The following is a 25,485-nucleotide window of genomic DNA, read 5'->3' as shown; positions in this document are numbered from 1 at the left end:
CTATCGACACCCGCTTTTGCAAAGCGGGTGTCGGTGCAGGACGTCGAGCGGCCCTGAGCGGGGTGTTCTACCTGGTCAGCGCGCTGAGATGGAGGGCAGCGCGCGGACGTCGGGGACCGACACCGGGCTCTCGGTGAGCGTGTGGTGAGCAGCGGATGTCAGGCTCTGCGCCGCGAACTGCGCGGACATCGCCTCGCCCAACCGGTCGAGGTCGTCCTCGAACAGGCCCGCGTAGGTGCGCAGCGTGAGCACCGGCGACTCGTGCCCCAGCATGCGCTGGACGGCCTTGACGCTCGCACCGCCGGCGATGGCCAGCGAGGCGGCCGTGTGGCGCAGGTCGTGCAGCGTCAGCGGCTCGAAGTCCTCCGCGCCGGCGCCGAGGGTGAGGCGGGCCGCGACGCCCAGCCGGTGGCTGCGGGCGACCTTGGCGGCGCGGGACAGCTCGCCGCGGTGACGGCGGTCCTCGGCGACCAGCACCTCCCAGGTGGCGGCGTCGACGACTCCGGTGACCGGCAGCCCGCCCTGCGTCTGGACGCGGCGCACCGCGGCGAGGGTCTCGGCGTCCACGACCCGGGTGCCGCGCACCCCGAGCAGCTCCTGCAGCGTCGTGACCGCTCCGCCCGCGGCCCGTACCGCAGGGCGATAGGCGTTGCGGTCGAAGCTCTCGCGCCGCAGCGGGCCGCCGTCGCGCCCCGCGAACAGCAGGCCGGTTCCCCGGGCGGCCAGGAGCACGGACAGGTCGGCGGCAAGCACGCCGGGCACCGGCACCTCGCGCCGTGCGTGGGTCTTGGTGTCGCCGAGCAGCAGCGTACCGTCGTCGAGCCGGGTGTAGGCGCGCTCGATCACGATGCGTCCGCGCAGCAGGTCGACGTCGCCGGTGCGCAGCGCCGAGATCTCGCCCCACCGCAGGCCGGTCAGCCCGGCCAGCAGCACGAGGGTTCGTCCCTGGTGGGTGCGGGCGGCGTCGGCCACCCGCCGCAGCTGTTCGTGGCTCAGGTAGCGGTGCGCCTTGGTCCGCGGCGCCCGGGGCAGGCCGGGGACCCTGCCCGACGGCGTGCGGGCGGGGTTCGTGGTGAGCCGGCGCGAGTCGACGGCCGCGTCGAGCAGGGCGACGAGCAGGCGCACGGCGTCGCGTCGTCGCGCCCGCGAGGCCACCTCACCGGTGCGCGGCGCCCGCATGCCGGCTGCCCAGCGCGAGACGTCGTCGTGGGTGATGCGCCGCAGCGGGGTCTCGCCAAAGGTCGGTGCCACCAGGGAGCGGAACCGCTCGCGCTCGGCCTCCAGGGTGCGCGGGGCGCGATCGGCCCGGCTCGTCTGCCAGTCCGCGAACCAACCGGCCAGCGTGATCGCCGATCCGCGCGGGTCCACCCAGGCGCCGAGCTTGCCGGCCTCCTCGGCGCGGCGCGCCTCGGCCAGCGCGTCGCGCCGCGACCGGAAGGCGCGCGTGCTGCGCAACCGGCCGTCGACGCGGAACCGCCCGACGTAGGAGGCCCCACCGGTGCGGGTGTCGCGCTTCTCGGTGTAGGCCATGGCCCGACCCTAGCGCCCGGCGCACGCCGCTGACCTGCGGCGGCGCTCAGGACGCGGCGGCCCGGGCCCGGTCGCGACCCTGGGCCGGGGCGACCGGGGCCAGCGTCATGAACACGCTGTGCGGGTCCTCGACGTAGCTGCCGAACGGCCCGCACCCGACGAACCCGTGCCGCGCGTACAGCCGCCGCGCGGCGGCGAAGTAGTCCTGGGGCCCGGTCTCGAGACTCACGCGCGTATACCCGCGCTCGGCCGCGAGACCGAGCAGCCGGTCGAGCACCGCCGTCGCGACACCGCGGCCGCGGGCGGCCCGCGCGGTGCGCATCGACTTCAGCTCGCCGTGGCCGGTCGCACCGGGGCCGGGGGACGGCAGCTCGCTGAGCGCCCCGCACCCCAGCAGGGTCCCGTCCGCGTCGCGCGCCGTGAGGAAGGTGACCGACGGTGCCAGCAGGGCCGCGTGGTCGAGGGCGTGGACGGACTCGGGCGGCGAGGTCGCGAACATGTCGGCCAGGTGCTCGTCGAGCAGGGCGCGCACGTCCGGGGCGGCCGGGGTCTCCTGGGTGATCTTCACAGGGTCATCCTGCCCGAGGGGACCACGTCCGTGCACAGCCCGCCGGCCGCCAACTAGGGTGTGCGCGTGAGTCCTCGTGCACTGCACAACGTGCGCGCCGTCGGTCCGGTCGACGGCACTCCGCTGGTGCTCGCCCACGGCCTGGGCTGCGACCAGAAGATGTGGCACCGGGTGGTCGACGCCTTCGCCGTCGACCACCGGGTCGTCCTGTTCGACCACGCCGGTGCCGGTGGCGCCCACCCCAGCACGTTCGACCCCGACCGGCACGCGTCCCTCGAGGGGTACACCGACGACGTCGTCGCCCTGCTCGACGACCTGGCCCTCGGTCCGGTGGTGCTCGTCGGTCACTCCGTCAGCGCGACGATCGCGCTGCTCGTGGCTGCCCGGCGCCCGGACCTGGTGGACCGGCTGGTGCTCGTCGGGCCCAGCCCGCGCTACCTGGACGACGACGGGTACCGCGGCGGGTTCAGCGCCGCGGAGATCGACGAGCTGCTCGCCACCCTGGAGACGAACTACCTGGGCTGGTCGGACGTCATGGCACCAGTGATCGCCGGCAACCCCGACCGGCCCGAGCTCGGCGCGGAGCTCACCGCCTCCTTCCGGCGCACCGACCCGCAGGTCACCCGCGCCTTCGCCCGCGCGACGTTCCTGTCGGACAACCGGGCCGACCTGGCCCGGGTGCGCACCGCGAGCCTGGTCGTGCAGTGCCGCGAGGACGCGATCGCGCCCGTCGAGGTCGGTCGCTACGTCCACGAGCACCTGGCCGGTTCCCGGTTCGTCCTGATCGACGCCGTCGGGCACTGCCCCCAGCTCAGCGCGCCCGAGGCGCTCGTGGCGGCCGTGCTCGACTACCTGGCCGGACCGCCCGCACCATGACCGGCCCGGCGAGCAACGAGTCCCGTGCCTGGTCCACGGCGCCGCTGGGGCTGCTCCACCTGGATGCCGACGGCTACGTGCTGCGGGCGAACGACACGTTCGTCGGGTGGGTGGCGGGCCAGGACGCCGGCACCGGGGTGGCCGGGCGGCGGATCGGTGACCTGCTCACCGTCGGCGGACGGATCTACTGGGACACGCACGTGGCGCCCGCGCTGACCCTGGCGGGGCAGGTGGAGGCGGTGCGGGTCGAGGTGCGCACCGCGGCGGGTCCGCTGCCGGCGCTGCTCACGGCACGGACGCGTCCGCGCGACGGAGCGATCGACGTCGCGCTGCTGGCGGTCCGCCGCCGGGCCGAGTTCGAGCAGGAGCTCGTGCGCGCCCGCTCGGCCGCCGAACGGTCGACCGAGCGCCTGCGCTGGGTGCAGCACGCCACGGCCGCGCTGTCGCACGCCGCCGGGCCCGAGCAGGTCCGCGCCGCGCTGCTCGCGGCGGTCGCGGCGCACCCGGGCGTCGCCGCGGTGCGCCTGCAGACGGCAGGTGGCCTCCAGGCCGGTGACCCCACGGGCGGGCGGCACCCGGGTCCGGACGGGCGCCTGAGCGTCCCGGTCGCCGGCGCGGCAGGGACGCACGGCGACCTGGTCGTTCAGGTGCGCGGTCGTCCCGCGGAGGCGACCGTCGACGTCGACGCCCTGGCCACGATCGCCCAGCAGGGCGGCGTGGCGCTGGACCGCGCCCTGCTGCACGAGCGCAGCATGTCGGTCGCCCACGAGCTGCAGCACGCCATGCTGACGATCGACCTGCCGCACCGTGAGGACGTGACCGTCTCGGCCGGGTACCGGCCGGCGGACAGCGGGATGGAGGTCGGCGGCGACTGGTACGACGCGTTCTGGGTCGCGCCCGCCGTCCTGGCCCTCGTCGTCGGTGACGTGGTCGGGCACGGGCTGCTGGCCGCGACGGCCATGGGCCAGCTGCGCACCGCCACCCGGGCACTGGCCGGTCCCGGCCTGGGGCCGGGCCGGGTGCTCGACCGCGTCGACGGGTTCGTCGTGGACCGGGAGACCGGGTTCGGCTCCACGCTGGTCTACGCCGAGCTCGACACCGGTTCCGGGGTGCTCGCCTACGCCTGCGCCGGCCACCTGCCGCCGCTGCACGTCACCGACGCCGGCGCAGAGTTCCTGTGGGAGGGGCGCTCGACGCCCCTCGGCGTGCACCACCGGCGGGTGGGCCCCCCGCGTCGCCAGGGTCGGGTGCGGCTCGCGGCGGGCGACACGGTGCTGCTCTACACCGACGGGGTGGTCGAACGTCGTGACGTGCCGCTGACCGACGGGCTGGCCGGTCTGGCGCGCACCGCAGGACGACCGGCGGCGGGCGCGGCGCTGACGACCCAGGTCCTGGACGCCGGACCGAACCGCCGCGACGACGCCTGCGTGCTCGCCGTGACGTGGTCCGGCACCGCCGGCACCTGAGCGGCGTGGTGCACCCACCCGTCACCACGCCCGCGGTGCCTCCGGTGCGGTGCCGCCGGTGCGGCCGTGCCAGGATCACGCCCATGGCATCCTTCGAGCTCGCCCAGGTCAACGTCGCCCGCCTGCTGGCCCCGCTGGACAGCGCCGAGCTCGCCGACTTCGTCGATCTGCTGGCACCGGTCAACCAGCTCGCCGAGACGTCGCCGGGCTACCTGTGGCGACTGCAGAGCGACGGGGGCGACGCGACGGACATCGAGGGCTTCCGCTTCGACGTCGACGACTCGCCGGGCGTGATCGTCAACATGTCCGTGTGGCGCGACGTCGCCTCGCTGTCGGGGTTCGTCTACGGCGGCCTGCACCGTCAGGTGCTGCGCCGCCGCCGCGAGTGGTTCTCCCGGATGACCGAGGCGTACACGGCGTGCTGGTGGGTGCCCGCCGGGCACCGGCCGACGGTCGCCGAGGCCGAGGAGCGGGTGCTGCACCTGCGGGCCCACGGTCCGTCCTCGTGGGCCTTCACCCTGCAGCAGGCCTTCGACGCCACCGGGGCACCGGCGGCGTCGGACGGTGTGCCGGACGCTGTGTCGGATGTGGACCGCGCGAGCCGTCCCGCCTGAGTCGGCCGCACCGGAGCACACCCAGGGCGCGCAGGGCGTGTCAGGGGGCGTCAGGGGGCGTGGACCGTCGGGTCGGCGCGCAGCACGTCCAGCAGCAGGGCGCGCACCGCGTCCGGCAGCTCGAGGGCGGGCAGGTGCCCGGCCCGGTCCAGCTCGACGAGCTCGGCGCCCTCGATACCGTCGCCGACGCGGGCCGCGACGGCGCGGAAGTGGTCCATGTCGTGCGCGCCGGTGACCACCACCGTCGGCACCGCGACCGCCGCCAGGTCGACCTCGATGCGACGGGGCGCGGGCGGGTCGTCGCTCGCGTCGGCGGCGAGCTGGACCTCGAACGCACGGCGCTGCATGGCCGCGAGCGCCTCGCGCACGGACAGGTCGGCCGCGGGCCCGAGCCAGGTGTCCACGTTGAGCCGCACGGCGCCCTCGAGGTCACCGGCGGCCAGGAGCCGGTCCTCCTCGGTGTCGAACGCCGCGGCGGTGGCGCTCGGCTCGACCCCGCGCAGGTCCGGGTTGAGCAGGACGAGCTCGCGCACCCGGCCCGGGTGGGTCGTGGCGAGCTCCAGGGCGACTCGTCCGCCGAACGAGGAGCCGACGACGGCGACGTCGGCCACGTCCAGGTGGTCCAGGAGCACGGCGAGGTCGTCGGCGTCGGCGTACTCGCCGCCGGGCAGCGGTGTCTCGCCGAACCCGCGCAGGTCGGGGCGGATCACCCGGAAGGCGTGGCTCAGTGCGGGCACCAGCGGGTCCCACATGCGGCGGTCGGCCACACCGGCGTGGATCAGCAGCACGGCGGGTCCCGTGCCGGCGTCGTCGTGGGTCAGGATCACGGCCCGAGACTACGCCGCCGCCCGTCGTCGCCGCCCCCGGGCGGGAATGTCGCCCGGGGCCAGACGTTGACGCCGGTATGAAGCGCATCGGGTTCCTGTCCTTCGGCCACTGGACCGACCACCCCTCCTCGGCGACGCGCAGCGCCGCCGACGTGCTGACCCAGTCCATCGAGCTGGCGGAGGCGGCCGAGGAGGTGGGGGCCGACGGCGCCTACTTCCGGGTGCACCACTTCGCCCGCCAGCTCGCCAGCCCCTTCCCGCTGCTGGCGGCCGCCGGGGCGCGCACCCGTCGCATCGAGATCGGCACCGGCGTGATCGACATGCGCTACGAGAACCCGGCCTACATGGCCGAGGACGCCGGTGCGGCCGACCTGATCTCCGGCGAGCGCCTGCAGCTGGGGATCTCGCGGGGGTCACCCGAGCAGGTCGTCGAGGGCTACCGCCACTTCGGCCACGAACCGGGCCCGGGGGAGTCGGACGCCGACATGGCACGCCGGCACACCGCCCGGTTCCTCGACCTGCTCGACGGTGAGGGCTTCGCCGAGCCGAACCCGCAGCCGATGTTCCCCAACCCGCCCGGCCTGCTGCGCCTCGAGCCGCACTCGCCGGGGCTGCGCCGCCGCATCTGGTGGGGCGCCGGGTCGCGCGCCACCGCCGAGTGGACCGCCGCGCAGGGGATGAACCTGATGAGCTCGACGCTGCTGACCGAGGACACCGGTGTGCCGTTCCACGCGCTGCAGGCCGAGCAGATCCAGCGCTTCCGCGACGCGTGGGCCGCCGCCGGTCACGACTGGGAGCCGCGCGTGTCGGTGTCACGGTCGATCTTCCCGATCACCGACGACCGCGACCGCGCCTACTTCGGGCTCGAGACGCAGTCGACCGACCAGGTCGGCATCATCGACGGCGGCCGGGCGCGGTTCGGCAAGACCTACGCCGGCGAGATCGACGAGATCGTGGCCGCCCTGGCCGGCGACACCGCGATCGCGGCGGCCGACACCCTGCTGCTCACGGTGCCCAACCAGCTCGGCGTCGACTACAACGCCCACGTCATGGAGAACGTCGTGGCGCACGTCGCCCCCGCGCTCGGCTGGCGCTGAGCCTCAGGCGGCCTGCGCCAACGCCAGGTCGACCAGGTGGCGGCCGTGCGCCTCGACGGCGGCATCACCCGCCTGGTGGGCCCGCACGGCCGTGCCGATTGCCTCGCGCACGACGGCGCGGCGCCACACGTCGCCGCAGCGCGGGTCGGCGCCGTAGCCGGCCACGAACGCGGCCACCAGGTCCGCACGACCCGCCAGCCGGCGGTCCAGGCGGACGAGGTCCGTGCACGGTGCCCGCCACCCCGCGCGGCCGAAGCCGACGAACCGGACCACACCGTCGTCGAGGACCCAGCTGCGCGGCCCGACGTCACCGTGGGTGGGCACCACGAGCACCGGCGGGTGGGCGTGCGACGCCAGGACCGCCCGCAGGCGTCCCTCGAGGCGGGCTCCGAGACCGTGCGGCCCGTCCAGCCACCGCATCGCGCGCGCGTCCTGCGCCGCCTCCCAGTCGCCGTCCACCCGGGTGCCCAGCGCGTGCAGGCGCGCCAGGAGCTCGCCCGCCCGCCGGTAGGTGGCCGGGTCGTGCTCGGCCGCCGTGCCCGCGACCGGCTCGCCCGCCAGCCACGCGGTGGCGAGCAGGTGGCGCTCGCGGTCGGCGTGCAGCAGCCGGGGCACGCGACCACCGGGCACCAGCGGCGCCAGCAGCGACTCGTGGGCGGTGATCTCCCGTGCGAGGCGCAGGTCGGCCGGCCCGGAGGCCTTCAGCGCGACGTCCGTGCCGTCCGCGGCCCGCAGCCGCAGCACCGTGACGCCGGTCGACCCCCGCGAGTGGTCGGCGACCAGCGCCACCGGACCGCACCAGGCCGCGACGAGCTCACGCTGGGCGGCGTCCAGGCCGGGCAGGTCACGCATCACCCGTGCACGGTACCGGTCGGCGGCATACTGGGCCCCGACACATAGGTCCCACCGGGCGGCAGCGTCGCCGCCCGAGAAGGAAGGCATCGTGGCTCTTCCCAGCCCCAGCTACACCATCACCCTGCGCGTGCAGGTGCCGGCCTCCCAACGAGCCACCTCGACGGTGGTGGGTGCGGTCGCCGACGCCGGCGCGGCGGTCACCGGCGTCGACATCGCCCACTCCACACCCGCCGGCCTGGTCGTCGACGTCACCTGCGACACCGTCGACACCCAGCACAGCGAGCAGGTCGTGGCCACCCTCGAGGCGCTGGACGGCGTGCACGTGCTCAAGTGGTCCGACTCCACGTTCCTGCTGCACCTGGGCGGCAAGATCGAGGTCGCCCTCAAGGCGCCCATCACGACCCGGCGCGACCTGTCGCGCGCCTACACCCCCGGCGTGGCACGGGTGTGCACCGCGATCGCCGACAACCCCGACGACGCCCGCCGTCTGACGATCAAGCGCAACACCGTCGCCGTGGTCACCGACGGCACCGCGGTGCTCGGCCTGGGCGACATCGGCCCGGCGGCCGCGCTGCCCGTCATGGAGGGCAAGGCCGCCCTGTTCAAGCAGTTCGCCGGCGTGGACGCCTGGCCGGTGTGCCTGGACACGACCGACACCGAGGAGATCATCGCCGTGGTCAAGGCGATCGCACCCGTCTACGGCGGCGTCAACCTCGAGGACATCTCCGCGCCGCGCTGCTTCGAGATCGAGGCCCGCCTGCGCGACGAGCTCGACATCCCCGTCTTCCACGACGACCAGCACGGCACCGCGATCGTGGTCCTCGCGGCCCTGGTCAACGCCCTGAAGGTCGTCGACAAGAAGCTGGCCGACGTGCGGATCGTGGTCTCCGGCGTCGGCGCCGCGGGCAACGCCATCATCCGGCTGCTCAAGGCCCAGGGCGCCGAGCACATCGTCGCGTTCGGCCGCGGGGGAGCGCTCGGCCCGGACACCCTCGACGGCGACCCGCACCGCAACTGGATCTCGGCGAACACCAACACCGACCGGTTCGCCGGCGCCCTGCACGAGGGCCTCGCCGGCGCCGACGTGTTCATCGGGGTGTCCGCCGGCAACATCCTGACCGGCGCCGACATCGCCCGCATGAACGCCGACGCGATCGTGTTCGCCCTGGCCAACCCCACCCCCGAGGTCGACCCGATCGCCGCGGCCGAGACCGCCGCCGTCGTGGCCACCGGCCGCTCGGACTACCCCAACCAGATCAACAACGTCCTGGCCTTCCCCGGCCTGTTCCGCGGCCTGCTCGACGTCGGCGCCACCGAGATCACCACCGAGCTGATGCGGGTCGCCGCCCTGGCGATCGCCGACGTCGTCGCCGACGACGAGCTCAACAGCGCCTTCGTCATCCCCGGCGTGTTCGACCACCGCGTCGCCGAGTCCGTCGCCGAGTCCGTCGCCGAGGCGGTGCGCGCCGTCGCGGCCCCGCCCGCCCCGGACGCCCGCACCGCCTCCGGGCGCCGACCGGGCGCGAGCACTAGCCTGGCCCGGTGACCGCACGCCGCGCCCCCCGCACCCTGCTCGCCGCCCTGCTGGGCACGCTGCTCGCCGCGACGGCGCTCGCGGCCTGTGCGGGGGGCGCGGGCGACGTCGCCGGTCGCACGTTCGTCGTGACCGACGTCGTCGGCCGCGAGCTCGCCGGCGGGTCGCCGATCGTGCTGGCGTTCACCGAGGACTCCGTCGGTGCCCAACCCGGGTGCAACAGCATGTCGGCCCCGGCCACGTGGGACGACGGCACCCTGCGACTGACCGGCGAGATGCGATCGACCCTGATGGCCTGCTCGGACGAGCTGATGGACCAGGAGACGTGGTTCAGCGAGCTGCTGCGCGCCGAACCGACGCTGGCGCTCGACGGCGAGACCCTCACGCTCACCGCACCCGACGCCACGGTCACGCTCGTCGAGCAGACCTGACCGGCGCCCCTGCCTGCGACCTGCCTGCGACCTGCCCGGCGTCCGCATCGCGGTGCCCGGCGCGTGCCCGCCCGGCTCCCGTGCCACGATGCCCGCACAGACCTGGCGCGAGCAGCACACAGGAGGACACGTGGAACTCACCGAGCAGGTCCGTCGGCGACCGGACGGGCTGCTGATGTTCGCGATCACGCCGCCGCGGCGCACCACGACCCCCGCCGACGCCCAGCGCATCGCCGACCGCACCCTCGAACGGCTGGCCGGTCTCGACCTCGACGCGCTCGTGCTGTACGACATCGACGACGAGACCGACCGCAACCCCGACGAGCGCCCCTTCCCCTACCTGCCCACCCTCGACCCGGCCGAGTTCCGCAGCCGCTACCTGACCCGCTGGCAGCGACCCGTGGTCGTCTACCGCAGCGCCGGCAAGTACAGCCCCGCCGAGCTGGCGGACTGGGTCACCGCCCAGGACCCGCACCAGGTCAGCACCGTGCTGGTGGGCGCCTCGTCCGGCGACAGCGCCGTACGCACCACGCTCGGCGAGGCCCAGCGGCTGTGCCGCGAGCACGCTCCGGACCTGCCGCTCGGGGGAGTGGCGATCCCCGAGCGGCACGAGTCGCGCGGCGACGAGCACCTGCGCATGCGCCGCAAGCAGGCCGCCGGCGTCGGCTTCTTCGTCACCCAGGTCGTCTACGACGTCGGCGCCGCGAAGTCGATGGTCTCGGACTACCACTACGCCTGCCGCGACGACGGGCAGCAAGCCGTACCGGTCGTCTTCACCCTCTCGGTGTGCGGCTCGCCCAAGACCCTCGAGTTCCTGGAGTGGCTCGGCGTGCACGTGCCGGGCTGGATGCGCAACGACCTGCACCACACGGACGACCCGCTGGCCACCTCCTTCGACCAGTGCACGGCCATCGCCGAGGACCTCGCCCAGTTCTGCACCCGCCACCAGATCCCCTACGGGTTCAACGTGGAGTCCGTGTCCATCCGGCGCGCCGAGATCGAGGCCTCCGTCCGCCTCGCCGCGCACCTGCAGGCCCGTTCCCACGCCGGCCGGCACGCCGTCCCCTGAACCGGCCCCTGACCCGCCGACCCCGCGGAGCGCACCCCGGCCGGAGGGCCCACGACATGGCAGCATCGACCACGTGAGCACCCGCAGCGCCACCGACCAGCACCTGCGCGACCTCGCACTCCTGCGCCGCGTGCGTGACCGCATCGACCGCGAGTACGCCAGCCCCCTCGACGTCCCGGCGCTCGCGGCCGACGTCGGGCTGTCCGCCGGGCACCTGAGCCGCCAGTTCAAGGCCGCGTACGGCGAGGCCCCGTACAGCTATCTCATGACACGCCGGGTGGAACGGGCGATGGCCCTGCTGCGCCGCGGCGACCACACCGTCACCGACGCCTGCTTCGCCGTCGGGTTCTCCTCGCTCGGGACGTTCAGCACCCGGTTCACCGAGCTGGTGGGCATGCCGCCCAGCGAGTACCGCCGTCGCGCCCGGGACGCCGACGAGCTGCCGTCGTGCGTGACGAAGCAGGTCGCCAGACCGATCAGGAATCGAGAAGCGCCGGGGGTACGGGCACACCTAGCGTGAGGGGCATGGACATCACCATCCACACCACGTTCCTCCCGCACACCGACCCGGACGCCTCCCTGGCGTTCTACCGCGACCTGCTCGGCTTCGAGCTCCAGGGCGACGTCGGCCAGGGCGCCATGCGCTGGCTCACCCTCGTCTCCCCCGCGCAGCCCGACGTCCGCCTCGTCCTCACGCCGCCCGCCGCCGACCCTGGCGTCACCGAGGACGAGCGCCGCACCATCGCCGAGCTCATGGCCAAGGGCGCCTACCAGTCCATCATCCTGGCCACCCGCGACCTCGACGGCACCTTCGAGCGCCTCGCGGCCGCCGACGCCGAGGTCGCGTCCGAACCGGCCGAGCAGCCGTGGGGAGTGCGCGACTGCGCCTTCCGCGACCCCGCCGGCAACATGGTCCGCATCGACGAGGTGAAGTGACGTGGCCACCGCCACGACCACCGCGAGACGCCCCGGGAAGTTCTCCCGCTGGCTCCAGCACACCGCCAACGCGCGCACCGTCGACAAGATCCGCACCCACGGCGGCACCCGGATGGGCATGGAGCTCCTCGTGCTGCACACCGTCGGGCGGCGCAGCGGCTCGCGACGGCAGAACCCGCTGGCGTACGTCGACGACGGCACCGGCGGCTGGGTCGTCGTCGCCTCCGGAGGGGGCGAGCGCCACCCGGACTGGTACGAGAACCTGCTGGCGCACCCCGAGGCGGCCGCCGTCGAGGTCCACGGGAGCGAACCGACCGGCATCACGCCGCACGTGCTCGCCGGCGCAGAGCGTGACGCCGCCTGGCAGCGGCTGACGCAGGCCGTCCGCAGCCTGGCCAGGTACCAGACCAAGACCTCGCGCACCTACCCGGTGGTGCGGCTCGCCCGCCGCTAGCCTGAGCACGCCGCAGGGCGCCGCCGACGGCGCACCACGCCCCACGAAGGAGACCCCCAGCATGGCTCCCAGCACCCCCGAGCAGGTCCCCGCCCACCCGGCGGACGCCCACGACGTCATCCGGGTCCAGGGCGCTCGCGAGAACAACCTGCGCGGCATCGACGTCGACCTGCCCAAACGGCGTCTGACCGTGTTCACGGGGGTGTCGGGATCCGGCAAGAGCTCCCTGGTGTTCGCCACCATCGCCGCCGAGTCGCGCCGGCTCATCGACGAGACCTACTCCACGTTCGTGCAGGGCTTCATGCCGTCCCTGCCCCGGCCGGACGTCGACCTCCTCGAGGGGATCACCACCGCCATCCTCGTCGACCAGGAGCGCATGGGCGCCAACGTGCGCTCGACCGTCGGGACGGTGACCGACGCCAACGCCATGCTGCGCAACCTGTTCAGCCGGGTGGGCGAGCCGTACGTCGGCCCGCCCACCGCGTTCTCCTTCAACATCCCCACGTCCAGGGCGAGCGGGGTCTTCGCCACCGACAAGGCGGACGGCAAGACCGAGAAGAAGGTGGTGCGCGACCAGGTCTACCTCGGCGGGATGTGCCCCGAGTGCGAGGGGCGGGGGACCGTCTCCGACCTCGACCTGTCCGTGATCCTCGACGAGTCGCGGTCCTTGCGCGACGGGGCCATCCTCGTGCCCGGCTACAAGGCCGACGGCTGGATGGTCAAGGGCTTCTCGGAGTCCGGGTTCGTCGACGGTGACAAGCCGGTGCGCGACTACACCGAGGCCGAGCGCCACGACCTGCTGTACCGCGAGAAGGGCAAGGTCAAGGCCCTGGGCATGAACATGACCTATCAAGGCCTGATCCCCAAGCTGCGCGAGTCGTTGTTCTCCAAGGACCCGGAGTCGCTGCAGCCTCACCTGCGGCGGTTCGTCGAGCGGGCGGCCGTGTTCGGTCCGTGCCCGGCGTGCGAGGGCACCCGGCTCAACGCCTCGGCACGATCGGCCAAGGTCGAGGGCCGCACCATCGCCGAGGTGTGCGCGATGCAGATCACCGACGCCGCGCAGTGGGTGCGCGGCATCGGCGACCCCGGCGTCGCCCCCCTGGTCCGCAGCCTGCTGCACCTGTTCGACGCGTTCGTCGAGATCGGCCTCGGCTACCTCTCGCTGGACCGGCCCGCCGGGACGCTGTCCGGGGGAGAGGCGCAGCGCACCAAGATGATCCGCCACCTCGGCTCCGCCCTGACCGACGTCACGTACGTCTTCGACGAGCCGACCATCGGGCTGCACCCGCACGACATCGCGCGCATGAACAACCTGCTGGTCGACCTGCGCGACAAGGGCAACACCGTGCTCGTGGTCGAGCACAAGCCCGAGGCCATCGCCGTCGCCGACCACGTCGTCGACCTCGGACCGGGGGCGGGGACCGATGGCGGGACGATCTGCTTCGAGGGCACCGTCGAGGGGCTGCGGTCCAGCGACACCCTGACCGGCCGGCACCTCGACTACCGCGTCAGCGTCAAGGACACCGTCCGCGAGCCCGACGGCGCGCTCGAGATCCGCGGGGCGTCGCAGAACAATTTGCGCGGCGTGGACGTCGACGTACCCACCGGCGTCCTCACCGTCGTGACCGGTGTCGCCGGATCCGGCAAGAGCTCGCTGATCCACGGCAATCTCGCCGACCGGGACGGCGTCGTCGTCGTCGACCAGGGCGCCATCAAGGGGTCCCGGCGCTCGAACCCGGCCACCTACACCGGCCTGCTGGAGCCCGTCCGCAAGGCATTCGCCAAGGCCAACGGCGTCAAGCCCGCCCTGTTCAGCGCGAACTCCGAGGGCGCCTGCCCCACCTGCAAGGGCAACGGGCGCATCTACACCGAGCTCGGCTTCATGGAGACCGTCGAGAGCCCCTGCGAGGACTGCGGCGGCAAGCGGTTCATGGCCGAGGTGCTCGAGTACACCCTCGGCGGCAAGAACATCGCCGAGGTGCTCGACCTGTCCGTGGCGCAGGCGCACGACTTCTTCGCGGCCGGTGAGGCCAGGATCCCCGCCGTGGCGACGACGCTCGCCCACCTGCAGGACGTAGGGCTCGGCTACATCCACCTGGGGCAGCCGTTGAACACGCTGTCGGGCGGCGAGCGTCAACGCCTCAAGCTCGCCATGCGCATGGGGGAGCGCGGCGGGGTGTACATCCTCGACGAACCCACCACCGGTCTGCACCTGGCCGACGTCGAGAACCTCCTGCGGCTGCTCGACCGGCTCGTGGAGTCCGGCAAGTCGGTGATCGTCATCGAGCACCACCAGGCGGTCATGGCGCACGCCGACCGGATCATCGACATCGGGCCCGGCGCGGGGCACGACGGCGGCACGGTCGTCTTCGAGGGCACGCCCGCCGAGCTCGTGGCGGACGGGTCCACGCTGACGGGGGAGCACCTGGCCCGGTACGTCGGCGCCTGAGCGCCCTGCTCGCGCACGAGGGGGTGCGCAGGGGCAGGGACAGCGCACCTTGACAGGCAAGTCGGCACTTGCCTATCTTCGGGGCATGGCCGACGATCTCTTCAAGGCGCTGGCCGACCCGACCCGCCGCACGATCCTCGACGAGCTCGCCGAGAGATCAGGGCAGACGCTGTTCGAGATCTGCGGACGGCTCGCCGTGAAGCATCGGCTCACGATCTCGCGGCAGGCCGTCTCGCAGCACCTCGCGGTGCTCGAGGCCGCCGGGCTCGTCAGGAGCCGACGGGAGGGCCGCTACAAGTTCCACGACCTGGACACCGCGCCGCTGCGGCACATCGCTGCGCGGTGGCCTCTTCCCGACGAACCGGAGACCACCCCATGAAGATCCAGCTGACCAGCGTGTTCGTCGACGACCAGGCCACGGCGCACGCCTTCTACACCGACATTCTCGGCTTCAGGACCAAGCACGACGTCCCGCTGGGGGAGAGCGACCGGTGGCTGACCGTCGTGGCGCCCGACGACCCCGACGGCACCGAGCTGCTCCTGGAGCCCGCCGGACACCCGGCGGTCGCGCCCTACCGCGAGGCTCTCGTCGCGGACGGCATCCCGCTGGCCCAGTTCGCCGTCGACGACGTGCGTGCGGAGTGCGAGCGGCTGCGGGGTCTGGGCGTGCGGTTCACCCAGGAGCCGCTGACGATGGGACCGGTCACCACGGCCGTCTTCGACGACACCTGCGGCAACCTGGTCCAGATCGCCGGCCCGGCCTAGGGATCCGGCGAACGGACCAGCCGGTCAGAAGCTCTGCCGGGCGACGACGGCACGCTGGTGGCGCCGACGCAGGACGCGTGCGGTCGTGATCAGGGCGAGGCCGGCGACGAGCAGCGTCCAGGCCGCGACGACGTGGAAGGCGGCGGCGACACCGGTGGCGGCGAGGACGGGCGCGGTCTGGGCAACGGTGGAGTGGTACATGGCGAGCTCCTTCTGGGGGTTGTCTTCTTCGGTGTCCGGGCGCGGCTGACCGCGCCCGGTGGTCCTGCGGGCAGGAAAGACGGGGGAGTGGCGCCGCTCAGGCGACGGCGGTGACGTGGTTCCAGGTGGTCTGGCGGCGGCCGAGGAACAGCGCTGCGGCGTGGACGAACGCCCGCTGCAGCGCGAGGTCGTAGACGAGCTCGGGCAGCACGAGCGCCGCGAGGAGCCGTGCCCGGCGCCCGGCGCTCCAGACGGTCACCAGTCGCTCGACGGCGAACACCAGGCCGACGCCCGCCCAGAGCGGGGACAGCACGAAGGTTCCCGTGACGACCGTGACGGCGGTGAGCAGGAGGAACGCCGTCATCATCAGCGTGCCGACGACGAGCATGACCTGCTGGCCGATGTAGCGGGCGGTCGTCCGGGTCACACCGTAGGCGGCCAGGTTGTCGAGCATGCCCTTGTACCAGCGCACGCGCTGGCGGTGCAGGTCGCCCGCGGTCGGCATGAGCTCGGTGGTGCAGCTCATGGTGACGGGGGAGCGCAGCTCGTGGCCGAGGGTCCGCAGCGCGAGCGTCAGCTCCGAGTCCTCGGTGATCGCGTCGCGGTCGTACACGTCGCCGCGCCGGCCCGGCAGCGTGGTGCCGCGCGCGGCCGCGACCTCGTCGAGCGCGCTGCAGCGCACCAGCGCCGCGGTCCCGGTCAGCACCGCGGTACGGCCCGTGACGTCGACCTGGACGCCGTAGCGCGTGTACTCGTTGGCCTGGCAGCGCTGCAGGTAGCCGACCGGCGGGCGTCCGCGGAACACGCCGCCGACGGCGGCCACCCGCGGCTCCGCGGCGAGGACGGCGAGGCCCTCCTCGATGAACGTGGGCGCGATGGTCGTGTCGGCGTCGAGCACCATGACGACGTCCTCGCCGACCGTGCTGATCGCCTGGTTGAGCGCGCCGGCCTTGCGGGCGGTGTTGGCCACCGACTCCATGACCTCGGCGCCCGCCGCCCGCGCCACGGCGACGGTGGCGTCCGTGCTGTTGTCGGAGACGACGAGCACGCGGTCGGGCCGGCGGGTCTGGAGCCGCAGCGAGGCGATCGTGTCCGGCAGCGCGTCCTGCTCGTCGTGGGCGGGGATGATCACGACGACGCGCGGGCCGGTCTCGCCGACGGCGTGGTCCGGCTGAGCGAGGTGGCGCTGCGGGCGGTTCGACGAGGTGTTCACCGTGGGCTCCGAGGTCGACGTTGTGCGGTCGATACGAAGCCTCGGCGAGCGATCTCAGGCTGCCGTCGGGAAGTGCGCAGGTCAGCGCGTGTTCTCGCGCTGGATCGTCGCGGCTCGCTCAGTTGCTCAAGGCGCCGACGGCGTCGACGCCGGGGGACCTCAAGATGTGGTCAGCGCCCACCACTGGAGCAGCATGATGGTCTTGCCGTCGACGATGCGCCCGTCGTCGATCATCGCCAGTGCGCTGCCCAGCGAGAGCTCGACGATCTCGATGTCCTCACCCTCGGCGGCGACACCCCCGCCGGGCCCCGTCCGGTCTGCCGGGGAGTACGGCGCCGCGTAGAAGTGCACCTTCTCCGTGACGGACCCCGGGCTCATGTAGGCGGTGAAGACGTGGGTCACCGGCCCGACCGTGACGCCCAGCTCCTCGGTGACCTCGCGCCGGATCGCGGTCTCGGCGTCGTCGTCGTCCAGCAGGCCTGCCGCCGTCTCGATCAGCATGCCGTCGGGATGATCGTTGACGTAGGCCGGGAACCGGAACTGTCGGGTCAGCAGGACGCTGGACCGCGCGGCGTCGTGCAGGAGGATCGTCGCGCCGTCGCCACGGTCGTAGGTCTCGCGCTGCAGCGTCGACCAGCGTCCGTCCCGGCGCCGCTGGTCGAACGTGGTCCGGCGCAGCACGTGCCACCCCTGGGAGGTCAGCTCGACGTCGCGCACGACGACGTCGGGGTTGCGGTCCAACGTGCGACCCGCCTGGTCGAGACCCGTGCGTCCGCGGTGGTCCGGGACGTCGACGCCGGGCTGCCCGCTCACCGGTCGCCGTCCGTGCGGCGCGGCACGTCGGCGACGTCCTCGTAGACGGGCAGACCGCGACTCCTGGCGATCGCGACGTCCTGGTCCGCCCCGCTGGACTCGCCCGGCAACCTCAGCACGGCGTCGCAGTGCTGCAGGAGGCGTTGCGCGGTGGGGTAGAGCACCTCGGCCGCCAGGTCGTCGTGCACCGTTGCGCCCGCCGAGTGCAGGACCGGCAGCGCGACCCACTCACCGATCATGGGGACGTGGCCCGCCTCGAAGAGGGGCCAGGCGGCCTCCTCGAGACGTCGCAGGTTGGCCTCCATCGCGACGGGGTCCCCGGCGGTGCCGGAACGGTACGGGCCGGCGATCAGGATGAGCAGTGGTCGGTTCATGGCAGTAGGGTAGCCCTAGAACGTGAACAACTACGAAGAAACGAGATCAAACATGCTTGCCGCGGAGCGTCGCGACCATCTGATCGACACCCTGCGCCGCGACGGCAAGATCGTCGCCAAGACGGTGGCCGCGGAGCTCGGTCTCTCGGAGGACAGCATCCGCCGGGACCTGCGCGAGATGGCCGCCGAGGGCCTGTGCCAACGCGTCTACGGGGGAGCGCTGCCCGCCTCCGCCGCCCTCGCCGACTACGACGGACGACGACGGGTCGCCGTCGTCGGCAAGCAACAGGTCGCCACGGCCGCGGTGCGCCTGATCGACCCCGGCAGCACGGTCATCCTCGACGGCGGGACCACGGCGCTCGCGGTCGCGTCGGCACTGCCGCCGGACCTGCGCTGCACGGTGATCACGCACAGCCCGACCGTGGCCGCCGCACTCGTCGAGCACCCCGGCGTCGAGGTCTTCGTGCTCGGCGGCAGGCTGTTCAAGCACTCGGCGGTCACGAGCGGTGCCGCCGCGGCGGAGGCGGCGCAGCGGATCTCCGCCGACCTATTCCTGCTCGGCGTCACCGGGATCCACCCGGACGCCGGCCTGACCACCGGTGACGCCGACGAGGCCGCCATGAAGCGGGTGCTGGCAGGTCGAGCCGCCGAGACCTACGTGCTGGGCTCGTCGGAGAAGATCGGCACGGCGTCGCCGTACCAGGTGATCGGGTTCGACGCCGTCGCCGGCGTGATCACCGACGCCGGGCCGGACACCGACGTCATGGACGCGCTCGGAGCGCGGATCCGTCTCGTCCTGGCGCCTCGGTGAGAACGGGCACCGGAACGGTCACGGAACGCACGCCGGGCAGGCCGGAAGCGCTCCTGCACAGGTAGCCGATAATGCATATTATGTCATTTTGGGTGGAAGAAGCGGCCGACAGCGGCCGCCGGTCGCTCCCCCCGCAGCGTGTCAGTGCGTCGTCAGCTTCAGGCCCGCCACGCACGCGACGATGCCCAGGATGAGCACGATCCGGACGACGGTCACCGGCTCGGCGCCGGTCGCCATCGCGTAGCCGGCCGTCAACGACGCGCCGATGCCGACCCAGACGGCGTAGGCCGTGCCCACCGGCAGCTCGCGCAGCGCGTACGCCAGGCCGGCCATGCTGGCCGTCAGGCTGACCGCGAACACGATGCTGGGCACGAGCCGCGAGAATCCCTCGGAGCGGCCGAGCGCCGTGGCCCACACGGCCTCCAGCATCCCCGAGACGACCAGGACGATCCATGACATGACACTCACTCCCCGATGCCGTCTTGTCGCGTTCCGGGTACGGCAACCCTCGTCCGGGAGCCGTGTCAGGCTCTGGACCCGATCATCGCACGGCTCGGCGGCCCGTCGACGGCGCGCCCGGCGAGCTGACTCACCATCCGGTCACCATCTGACCATCTGGCCACCGTGCGCGTCCCGGGCTACACTGAAACGGACATTCGGATCAAACCATTGTGTATGCCACAACACAGTGGTTCCGTCCCGGTCGAGTCCTCCGCCCTGCCGTCGCTGTCGGTGCCGGCGTCTACCCTGACGACGATGACGGTGCAGGTCACAAGCCTGCGCTCCCCCGGTCATCCCAGGCCGCCAGAGGTCGGACAGGAGGAACACGATGGTCGCGCCGCCCCGGCTCGAACGGCTCACCGTCGCCCAGGCGGCGGACCGCTACCTCGCGTCGGTGCGGGTCGAGACGGTCCGTGGCGTCCTCTCCCCCGCCACCGAACGCTCCTACGCGCGCGACGTGGCCGAGCTCGCCCGCCTCCTCGGCCCCGACCGCGTGCTCGACGACGTCACCGGCGACGACGTCGACGACGCTCTCGTGCGCTACCAGTCAGGCCCGGACGGGCGGTACACCGACCCCCGCCGCAAGGGCGCCCCCGGCCGCTCCACCGCCACCGTCAACCGCTTCCGCCAGTCCGTGACCCGGTTCTTCTCGTCGGCCGCCCGGCACTGCTGGGTGCAGGCCGACCCGATGCAGTGGGCCGCACCGCCCGCCAAGGTGCGCGAGCGGCTGCGTGTCGAACGGACCGCGCTCTCGGCCTCCGCCGCGCAGGCCCTCGTGACCACCGTCCAGGAGGCCGCCGACCACCCGGGCCCGGCTCGCACCACCCGCGCCGACCAGGCGCTCGCGGCCCGGGACCGCCTCGTGGTCGCGCTGCTGATCGTCCTCGGGCCCCGCGTCTCCGAGCTCGCCCGCGCCGACGTCGCCGATCTCACCCGGGAACCGGACGAGACCCGCTGGCGCATCGTCGGCAAGGGCGGCTCGACCAGGACGGTGGCGCTGAGCCCTCCGCTGGCGACCGCCCTCGAGAGCTACCTGACGGGCCTGCGACCGCGGCTGGCCGCCCGCCGACCCGAGGACGCCGACGCCCAACGCGCGCTCCTGCTGTCGTGGCGGGGTCGTCGGCTCGACACCCAGGCGATCCGTGCCCTGCTGGCACGCGCCGTCGCGCGCATGCCCGAGGCCTACCGGCGTCCCGCCACCCCGCACGCGCTGCGCCACACCACCGCGACGCTCCTCGTCGCCGACGGGTGGGACGTCAAGGTGGTCGCCGAGCTCCTCGGCCACGCCTCGATCGCCACGACCGGCGCCTACCTCGACCGCATCGACGGTGAGCTCGCCGCAGCCATCCGCACCCACCCTCTCGCGGACTCCCTGCGGGACGCCTCACACGCCGTCGCGGCCGAATCACCAGGCGCGACGGCCTCGACGCCGCTAGCGTGAGGACGTGCCCAGCCCGCAGCAGCAGTCCCTCGCTCTCCCGGTCCACATCCAGGTCGACTGGCGACGCATCGGCAAGGCCGCCCGGCGTGCCGCGATCCTGGCCGCCGCCGTCCCGCTGACGGCCGGTGCCGCGGTCATGGTCACCGACAAGATCCGCGGCCAGCGGTACCCCCTCGACAGCAAGTTCCCGACCGCCGCACCGATGTCGACGGAGATCGACGGCACCACCGCGACGCTGTACACCTACGGTGACGACCTCTACGAGGCGATGCTCGAGGCGATCGACGGCGCCCGGCACACCGTCTTCCTCGAGACCTACATCTGGAAGGGCGACGACACCGGCGAGCGTTTCAAGCGGGCGATCTCCGAGGCCGCCGCGCGCGGCGTCGAGGTCTACGTCGTCTACGACGGCTTCGCCAACCTCGTCGTGCCCCAATCGTTCTTCCACTTCCCGCCGCAGGTCCACGTCCTGCGGTTCCCCGCCCTGCGCCCGGGCCTGCTCACGCTCGACGTGCGACGCTCCGGGCGGGACCACCGCAAGATCCTCGTCGTCGACGACGAGGTGGCGTTCGTGGGTGGTTACAACATCGGCGAGGAGTACGCCACCAAGTGGCGCGACACCCACATCCGGCTGGAGGGCCGGGCGGCGTGGGAGCTGCAGAACGCCTTCGTCGACTTCTGGAACCGCTGGCGCACCCACAAGCACCCGGTGCTGCAGGACAAGGGCGCCGAGCACTGGCAGCCCAGCCTCAGAGCGGCCCGCAACGCCCCCAGCGACCTCGTCTTTCCCATCCGGGGTCTCTACCTCGACGCGATCGACAGGGCGACGAGCCACATCTACATCACCCAGGCCTACTTCATCCCCGACCGCGACATCCTCAAGGCGCTGCTCGCCGCCGCCGCCCGCGGGGTGGACGTGCGCGTGCTCGTCCCCGAACGTTCCAACCACTCCCTGGCCGACTGGCTCGCCCGCGGCCGGTACACCAAGCTCCTGCGCGGCGGGGTGCGGATCATGCTGTACGAGGGGGCGATGGTCCACGCCAAGACGGCCACCATCGACGGCCGCTGGTCCACCGTGGGCACCGCGAACATCGACCGGCTCAGCCTCACCGGCAACTACGAGATCAACCTCGAGATCGTCGACGCCGGCGTGGCGAGCACGCTCGAGGAGGTGTTCCGCATGGACGAGAGCAACTCCCACGAGCTCACCTACGACGAGTGGCGGGAACGCTCGTTGCTGACGAAGGTCGCCGAGCGGGTGCTGGAGCCGCTCGAGCCGCTGCTCTGAGCCCGCCACGCCGGCTCGCGGGACGAGCGAGCCGGCGTCACACCTCGAAGGACTCCCCCGCGGCGAGGCGGCGGTACACGTGCTCGCCGCCGAGACGCCCGGTGTCCAGCCATCGCCGCGTCAGCTGGTGGCCCGTCTCGCTCAGCAGCGCGTCGTGCACCGGGACGACGGTGCGGGCGCTCGCGGCCAGGGTGACGTCGATGACCTCGGACAGCCGCAGCCACGGCCCGGACACGGGCAGGCACAGCACGTCCAGGGCTCCGGCGGGTACGTCGAACGAGTCCCCGGGGTGGTGGACCGTGGCACCGTCGAGCGCGACGGTGTACGTCCGGTTGGCGATCAGCGGCAGCCGCGGGTGGATCGGGGCATGGTCGCCGCCGCCGACCAGCACCCGGGCGGCACCGAGCTCCAGCTCCTCGCCCGGTTCGGCCGCCTGCGCACGTTCGCCGGGCATCCCGGCGTCGCGCAGCGCCTCGACGACTCCGGCGGTGCCGCGCACCGTGAGCGTGGCGTCGCCCCGCAGTGCCTCCACGACGGCCTCGACGTCCAGGTGGTCCGGGTGCTCGTGGGTGATCAGCACCCCGCTGGCGCCCGCCAGCGCCCCGCGAGCATCAGCCAGCGTGCCGGGGTCGATCACGACGCGGGTCCCGGCGCCCGAGATGCTGACGCAGGCGTGCCCGTGGAACGTCAGGCGCACGGGTCAGCCGACGTGACGTGCCCGCCGGCGTACGGCGAGCTCGTCCTCCCCGTGCGGTCCGTCGTCGCCCTCGTCCTCGAGCGACTCGGTCGGCATCTGGGACAGCGTGCCCTCGATCTCGCGCCAGACCCGGCCCACGGCGATGCCGAAGACGCCCTGGCCGCCCTGCACGAGGTCCACGACCTCGTCCGGCGAGGTGCACTCGTAGACGGACGCACCGTCGCTCATGAGCGTGATCTGGGCCAGGTCGTCGACGCCGCGCTCGCGCAGGTGGGTGACGGCGCTGCGGATCTGCTGCAGCGACACCCCCGTGTCGAGCAGCCGCTTGACGACCTTGAGCACCAGGACGTCACGGAAGCTGTACAGCCGGTGCGTGCCGGAGCCGCTCGCCGGTCGGATCGACGGCTCGACCAGACCGGTGCGTGCCCAGTAGTCGAGCTGCCGATAGGTGATGCCCGCGACCCGGCAGGCCGTGGTCCCGCGGTACCCGGTGCCGCCGTCCTGCTCCGTGAGGTCCTCACCGAAGAGAAGTCCCTGGGCGCCGGTCGGCGCTGCGCTGACCTCGACGCTCGCCTCACCGCTGCTGTTCACTGTGCCTCCAAGATGTCGATTCCACGCTAGGACCGCCCCCGGGGGGCGTCAACGACGTTGCGCTCGAGACGTTCGGCGTGTCGCGGACCGGTGCTGAACCGTGACCTGTCGTGGCGACCGTGAACCGCTGGTAGAGGGTTCCTGGACACCATAACCCGCGACCTTCAGGCTGAACCTGAGGGTCAAGGTGGCGTGTCGTCGCCGAGATCGCTCGGCCCCTCGGGTGTGGTGAAGTCCTCGGCGGTGACGTGGTCGAGGAAGTGGCGGAACTTCTCGACCTCCTTCTGCTGGTCCAGGTCGACGACCTCGACGCCGGCGGCTGCGACCACCTCGGCCGAGCAGAGCACGGGACTCTCGGTGCGGACCGCCAGGGCGATCGCGTCGGAAGCCCGCGAGTCGAGCCGGACGCCGGTGGACAGGACGAGCTCGGCGAAGAAGATCCCACCGTCGAGGGCGACGATCTCGACGCGGTCCAGGTCGACGCCCACGGCACCGAGCAGGTCTCGCAGGAGGTCGTGGGTCATGGGACGGGGCGTCGCCACGCCTGCTTGCGCCATGGCGATGGCGGAGGCTTCGCGGGCGCCGATCACGATGGGCACGGCAAGCTCGGCCGCGGTGTCGAACAGCAGGACCACGATCTCCTGGTCACGCTGCTGCTGTCGGACCCCGAGCACCTCGACCGGCACCATCGGTGCCTCCGCGTCGTCGCTCTCCACGCGTTCCACGGTATTACGGCACGGGTCCGCGCGCCCCCAGAGACGACGTGTCCGGCCGGTCGGGTTCAGCCGAGGGACGAGGTGCCCTCGCGGACCCAGGCGGCGTGCAGCCGGGCGACGAGGTCGCCGAGCTCTTCGGCCAGGCCGGCGGCGTGCGCGCGACCGTCCGCGGCCTGCTGGCTGCGGTAGGGCGCGACGACCTGGTCGACGAGGCCGACGTGGCGGTCGGCCGACGAGCGCAGCGGTCGTAGGTGCCGGGGCTCGATGCCGTGCTCGGCCAGCCGGGTGGCCAGGCGCACCACCTCGGGCGCTCCGGCGTCGAGGTATCCCGAGGAGGTGCGCAGCAGCCCCGCCGTGATGAGCGCCCGGACGAACTCCGGCGGTGTGCTCGTCGCGTCGCAGACCGACTCGACGGTCCAGCGGCGACGCGCGGCGTCGGTCGTCGCCCCGGCGTCCGCGGCGAGGCGCGGAGCCGGTCCGGGCGCGGGCTCGCCCGCGTCCATCGCGGCCAACCGTTCCTTGATGACCTTCAGCGGCAGGTAGGAGTCGCGCTGCTCGGCGAGCACGAAGCGCAACCGCTCCACGTCCGCAGGGCTGTACTGGCGGTAGCCGGCCGGCGTGCGGACGGGCGTGATCAGCCCCTGCTCCTCGAGGAAGCGCAGCTTGGAGTGGGACACGGAGGGGAAGTCGCCGCGCAGCTGGGCGAGGACGTCCGAGATCCGCATCGAGGCCTGCCGTGATATCCCGCGCGGCCAGGGCTCCTGGGCGTCGTCGGGCTCGGGGGCCGGCTCGACCCCGGCCCCGATGCTCACGGGACCGGCGCCTGGTGGTCCCGCGGCGCCTGCGGGCTCGCGTGGAAGGACATGCGGAACTTGCCGATCTGGACCTCGTCGCCGGTGGTGAGCGTCGCGGCGTCGATGCGGTCGCGGTTGACGTAGGTGCCGTTCAGCGACCCGATGTCACGGACCACGAACCGGTCGCCCTCCCGCACGAACTCGGCATGCTTGCGCGACACCGTCACGTCGTCGAGGAAGATGTCCGCCCGCTCGCTACGGCCGGCGACGGTCCGGTCGGAGTCGAGGAGGAACCGTTCGCCGACCGCGCCGGAGCCGTACTGCACCACCAGCAGGGCGGAGTGCCGGGGCAGCGCGGCCACGGCCGCAGCCTCCTCGGCGGTCAGGGGGATCCGGGGGGCCTGCTCCTCCGCGGGCGCGCCGAGCCGGCCGAGGTGGGCCGTGGTGTCAGCACCCGTCTCGTGCGGGAGTGCGCGGGGGTCCGTCATCAGTCCTCCTGGCTGGGTCGGGCGGTCCGACGTGCGCCGTCGTCCGTCAAACCTACCCTCTCACCGGTCGTGGCGGGAAGCCGCAC

Annotated in this window: 30 protein-coding genes and 1 riboswitch; of the genes, 16 read left to right on the top strand and 14 right to left on the bottom strand. The window is 73.2% G+C overall.

Going from position 1 to position 25,485, the window contains the following annotated elements:
* Positions 1-75: 75 nt before the first annotated feature.
* Together BCL65_RS14760 and BCL65_RS14755 are read right to left on the bottom strand one after the other, a co-directional pair.
* Entirely contained in the window at positions 76-1,530 is a 1,455-nt protein-coding gene (locus BCL65_RS14760) for a tyrosine-type recombinase/integrase (protein ID WP_106269256.1), read from the bottom strand.
* Positions 1,531-1,576: 46 nt separating this feature from the next.
* A complete protein-coding gene (locus BCL65_RS14755; protein ID WP_106269255.1) occupies positions 1,577-2,098 on the bottom strand; it encodes a GNAT family N-acetyltransferase in 522 nt (173 codons plus the stop codon).
* 66 nt (positions 2,099-2,164) lie between these two features.
* Here BCL65_RS14755 and BCL65_RS14750 point away from each other — a divergent pair, with 66 nt between their 5' ends.
* The 3 genes from BCL65_RS14750 (at position 2,165) to BCL65_RS14740 (ending at position 5,054) form a co-directional block, all read left to right on the top strand.
* Entirely contained in the window at positions 2,165-2,974 is an 810-nt protein-coding gene (locus BCL65_RS14750) for an alpha/beta fold hydrolase (RefSeq protein ID WP_165800030.1), read from the top strand.
* On the top strand, positions 2,971-4,440 hold the full coding sequence (locus tag BCL65_RS14745) for a PP2C family protein-serine/threonine phosphatase (RefSeq protein ID WP_106269254.1): 1,470 nt from the start codon (positions 2,971-2,973) through the stop codon (positions 4,438-4,440). Before BCL65_RS14750 ends, BCL65_RS14745 begins: the two co-directional genes overlap by 4 nt.
* 83 nt (positions 4,441-4,523) lie before the next feature.
* Entirely contained in the window at positions 4,524-5,054 is a 531-nt protein-coding gene (locus BCL65_RS14740; RefSeq protein WP_106269303.1) for a DUF3291 domain-containing protein, read from the top strand.
* A 50-nt stretch (positions 5,055-5,104) separates the two neighbouring features.
* Here BCL65_RS14740 and BCL65_RS14735 read toward each other — a convergent pair whose 3' ends face one another.
* Positions 5,105-5,881 carry an alpha/beta fold hydrolase gene (locus BCL65_RS14735; RefSeq protein WP_106269253.1) on the bottom strand — a complete coding sequence of 259 codons (777 nt, stop codon included), beginning with the start codon at positions 5,879-5,881 and terminating at the stop codon, positions 5,105-5,107.
* Positions 5,882-5,958: 77 nt separating this feature from the next.
* On the opposite strand from BCL65_RS14735, the gene BCL65_RS14730 reads away from it, so the two are divergent.
* Positions 5,959-6,978, top strand: coding sequence for an LLM class flavin-dependent oxidoreductase (locus tag BCL65_RS14730; RefSeq protein ID WP_106269252.1), 1,020 nt, complete (start codon positions 5,959-5,961; stop codon positions 6,976-6,978).
* Positions 6,979-6,981: 3 nt separating this feature from the next.
* Here BCL65_RS14730 and BCL65_RS14725 read toward each other — a convergent pair whose 3' ends face one another.
* Positions 6,982-7,833 carry a phosphotransferase gene (locus tag BCL65_RS14725; RefSeq protein ID WP_165800031.1) on the bottom strand — a complete coding sequence of 284 codons (852 nt, stop codon included), beginning with the start codon at positions 7,831-7,833 and terminating at the stop codon, positions 6,982-6,984.
* A gap of 88 nt (positions 7,834-7,921) precedes the next feature.
* Here BCL65_RS14725 and BCL65_RS14720 point away from each other — a divergent pair, with 88 nt between their 5' ends.
* The 9 genes from BCL65_RS14720 (at position 7,922) to BCL65_RS14680 (ending at position 15,471) form a co-directional block, all read left to right on the top strand.
* Complete coding sequence (locus BCL65_RS14720) at positions 7,922-9,379, top strand: NAD-dependent malic enzyme (RefSeq protein WP_106269250.1); 1,458 nt, start codon at positions 7,922-7,924, stop codon at positions 9,377-9,379.
* Positions 9,376-9,798 (top strand): META domain-containing protein, encoded by a 423-nt coding sequence (locus BCL65_RS14715; RefSeq protein WP_106269249.1) that lies wholly within the window; start codon positions 9,376-9,378, stop codon positions 9,796-9,798. The genes BCL65_RS14720 and BCL65_RS14715 overlap by 4 nt, the downstream gene beginning before the upstream one ends.
* Positions 9,799-9,928: 130 nt before the next feature.
* Entirely contained in the window at positions 9,929-10,867 is a 939-nt protein-coding gene (locus BCL65_RS14710; protein WP_243401071.1) for a methylenetetrahydrofolate reductase, read from the top strand.
* A gap of 73 nt (positions 10,868-10,940) precedes the next feature.
* On the top strand, positions 10,941-11,387 hold the full coding sequence (locus BCL65_RS14705) for a helix-turn-helix transcriptional regulator (protein ID WP_106269248.1): 447 nt from the start codon (positions 10,941-10,943) through the stop codon (positions 11,385-11,387).
* A gap of 5 nt (positions 11,388-11,392) precedes the next feature.
* Positions 11,393-11,803 (top strand): VOC family protein, encoded by a 411-nt coding sequence (locus BCL65_RS14700; RefSeq protein WP_106269247.1) that lies wholly within the window; start codon positions 11,393-11,395, stop codon positions 11,801-11,803.
* Position 11,804: 1 nt separating this feature from the next.
* Positions 11,805-12,257, top strand: a complete 453-nt coding sequence (locus tag BCL65_RS14695; RefSeq protein ID WP_106269246.1) for a nitroreductase family deazaflavin-dependent oxidoreductase — start codon at positions 11,805-11,807, stop codon at positions 12,255-12,257.
* Between the two features lie 61 nt (positions 12,258-12,318).
* Positions 12,319-14,706, top strand: a complete 2,388-nt coding sequence (locus tag BCL65_RS14690; protein WP_106269245.1) for an ATP-binding cassette domain-containing protein — start codon at positions 12,319-12,321, stop codon at positions 14,704-14,706.
* An 85-nt stretch (positions 14,707-14,791) separates the two neighbouring features.
* Complete coding sequence (locus tag BCL65_RS14685; RefSeq protein ID WP_106269244.1) at positions 14,792-15,085, top strand: ArsR/SmtB family transcription factor; 294 nt, start codon at positions 14,792-14,794, stop codon at positions 15,083-15,085.
* Entirely contained in the window at positions 15,082-15,471 is a 390-nt protein-coding gene (locus tag BCL65_RS14680) for a VOC family protein (protein WP_106269243.1), read from the top strand. The genes BCL65_RS14685 and BCL65_RS14680 overlap by 4 nt, the downstream gene beginning before the upstream one ends.
* 24 nt (positions 15,472-15,495) lie before the next feature.
* Here BCL65_RS14680 and BCL65_RS18050 read toward each other — a convergent pair whose 3' ends face one another.
* The 4 genes from BCL65_RS18050 to BCL65_RS14665 all read right to left on the bottom strand — a co-directional run bounded on the left by BCL65_RS18050 (position 15,496) and on the right by BCL65_RS14665 (position 18,072).
* Entirely contained in the window at positions 15,496-15,672 is a 177-nt protein-coding gene (locus BCL65_RS18050) for a hypothetical protein (protein WP_165800032.1), read from the bottom strand.
* A 97-nt stretch (positions 15,673-15,769) separates the two neighbouring features.
* A complete protein-coding gene (locus tag BCL65_RS14675; RefSeq protein ID WP_165800033.1) occupies positions 15,770-16,885 on the bottom strand; it encodes a glycosyltransferase family 2 protein in 1,116 nt (371 codons plus the stop codon).
* A gap of 159 nt (positions 16,886-17,044) precedes the next feature.
* Positions 17,045-17,698: an NUDIX domain-containing protein gene (locus tag BCL65_RS14670; protein ID WP_106269241.1), complete on the bottom strand. Its 654-nt coding sequence runs from the start codon at positions 17,696-17,698 to the stop codon at positions 17,045-17,047.
* Positions 17,695-18,072 carry a DUF4406 domain-containing protein gene (locus BCL65_RS14665; RefSeq protein WP_106269240.1) on the bottom strand — a complete coding sequence of 126 codons (378 nt, stop codon included), beginning with the start codon at positions 18,070-18,072 and terminating at the stop codon, positions 17,695-17,697. Before BCL65_RS14665 ends, BCL65_RS14670 begins: the two co-directional genes overlap by 4 nt.
* Before the next feature lie 52 nt (positions 18,073-18,124).
* Here BCL65_RS14665 and BCL65_RS14660 point away from each other — a divergent pair, with 52 nt between their 5' ends.
* Complete coding sequence (locus tag BCL65_RS14660; protein ID WP_106269239.1) at positions 18,125-18,883, top strand: DeoR/GlpR family DNA-binding transcription regulator; 759 nt, start codon at positions 18,125-18,127, stop codon at positions 18,881-18,883.
* A 141-nt stretch (positions 18,884-19,024) separates the two neighbouring features.
* Here the strand turns inward: BCL65_RS14660 and BCL65_RS14655 are convergent, their stop codons facing one another.
* Complete coding sequence (locus BCL65_RS14655) at positions 19,025-19,342, bottom strand: DMT family transporter (RefSeq protein ID WP_106269238.1); 318 nt, start codon at positions 19,340-19,342, stop codon at positions 19,025-19,027.
* 12 nt (positions 19,343-19,354) lie between these two features.
* Positions 19,355-19,418, bottom strand: a riboswitch (guanidine-III (ykkC-III) riboswitch).
* A gap of 294 nt (positions 19,419-19,712) precedes the next feature.
* Here BCL65_RS14655 and BCL65_RS14650 point away from each other — a divergent pair.
* A complete protein-coding gene (locus BCL65_RS14650) occupies positions 19,713-20,825 on the top strand; it encodes a tyrosine-type recombinase/integrase (protein WP_106269237.1) in 1,113 nt (370 codons plus the stop codon).
* Between the two features lie 4 nt (positions 20,826-20,829).
* On the top strand, positions 20,830-22,113 hold the full coding sequence (locus tag BCL65_RS14645) for a phospholipase D-like domain-containing protein (RefSeq protein ID WP_243401072.1): 1,284 nt from the start codon (positions 20,830-20,832) through the stop codon (positions 22,111-22,113).
* Positions 22,114-22,150: 37 nt separating this feature from the next.
* Here BCL65_RS14645 and BCL65_RS14640 read toward each other — a convergent pair whose 3' ends face one another.
* The 5 genes from BCL65_RS14640 to BCL65_RS14620 form a co-directional block, all read right to left on the bottom strand.
* A complete protein-coding gene (locus BCL65_RS14640) occupies positions 22,151-22,810 on the bottom strand; it encodes an MBL fold metallo-hydrolase (RefSeq protein ID WP_106269236.1) in 660 nt (219 codons plus the stop codon).
* A gap of 3 nt (positions 22,811-22,813) precedes the next feature.
* A complete protein-coding gene (locus tag BCL65_RS14635; protein ID WP_106269235.1) occupies positions 22,814-23,401 on the bottom strand; it encodes a MerR family transcriptional regulator in 588 nt (195 codons plus the stop codon).
* A gap of 182 nt (positions 23,402-23,583) precedes the next feature.
* Complete coding sequence (locus tag BCL65_RS14630; protein WP_106269300.1) at positions 23,584-24,090, bottom strand: bifunctional nuclease family protein; 507 nt, start codon at positions 24,088-24,090, stop codon at positions 23,584-23,586.
* Between the two features lie 92 nt (positions 24,091-24,182).
* A complete protein-coding gene (gene ftsR, locus BCL65_RS14625) occupies positions 24,183-24,929 on the bottom strand; it encodes a transcriptional regulator FtsR (protein ID WP_243401073.1) in 747 nt (248 codons plus the stop codon).
* Positions 24,926-25,399 carry an FHA domain-containing protein gene (locus tag BCL65_RS14620; protein ID WP_106269234.1) on the bottom strand — a complete coding sequence of 158 codons (474 nt, stop codon included), beginning with the start codon at positions 25,397-25,399 and terminating at the stop codon, positions 24,926-24,928. Before BCL65_RS14620 ends, ftsR begins: the two co-directional genes overlap by 4 nt.
* Positions 25,400-25,485 lie beyond the last annotated feature (86 nt).

Source organism: Isoptericola halotolerans, assembly GCF_003003075.1.
GTDB lineage: Bacteria > Actinomycetota > Actinomycetes > Actinomycetales > Cellulomonadaceae > Isoptericola > Isoptericola halotolerans_A.
The sequence above is the reverse complement of the archived record's forward strand: the minus strand, read 5'-3'. Positions and strand labels throughout refer to the sequence as shown.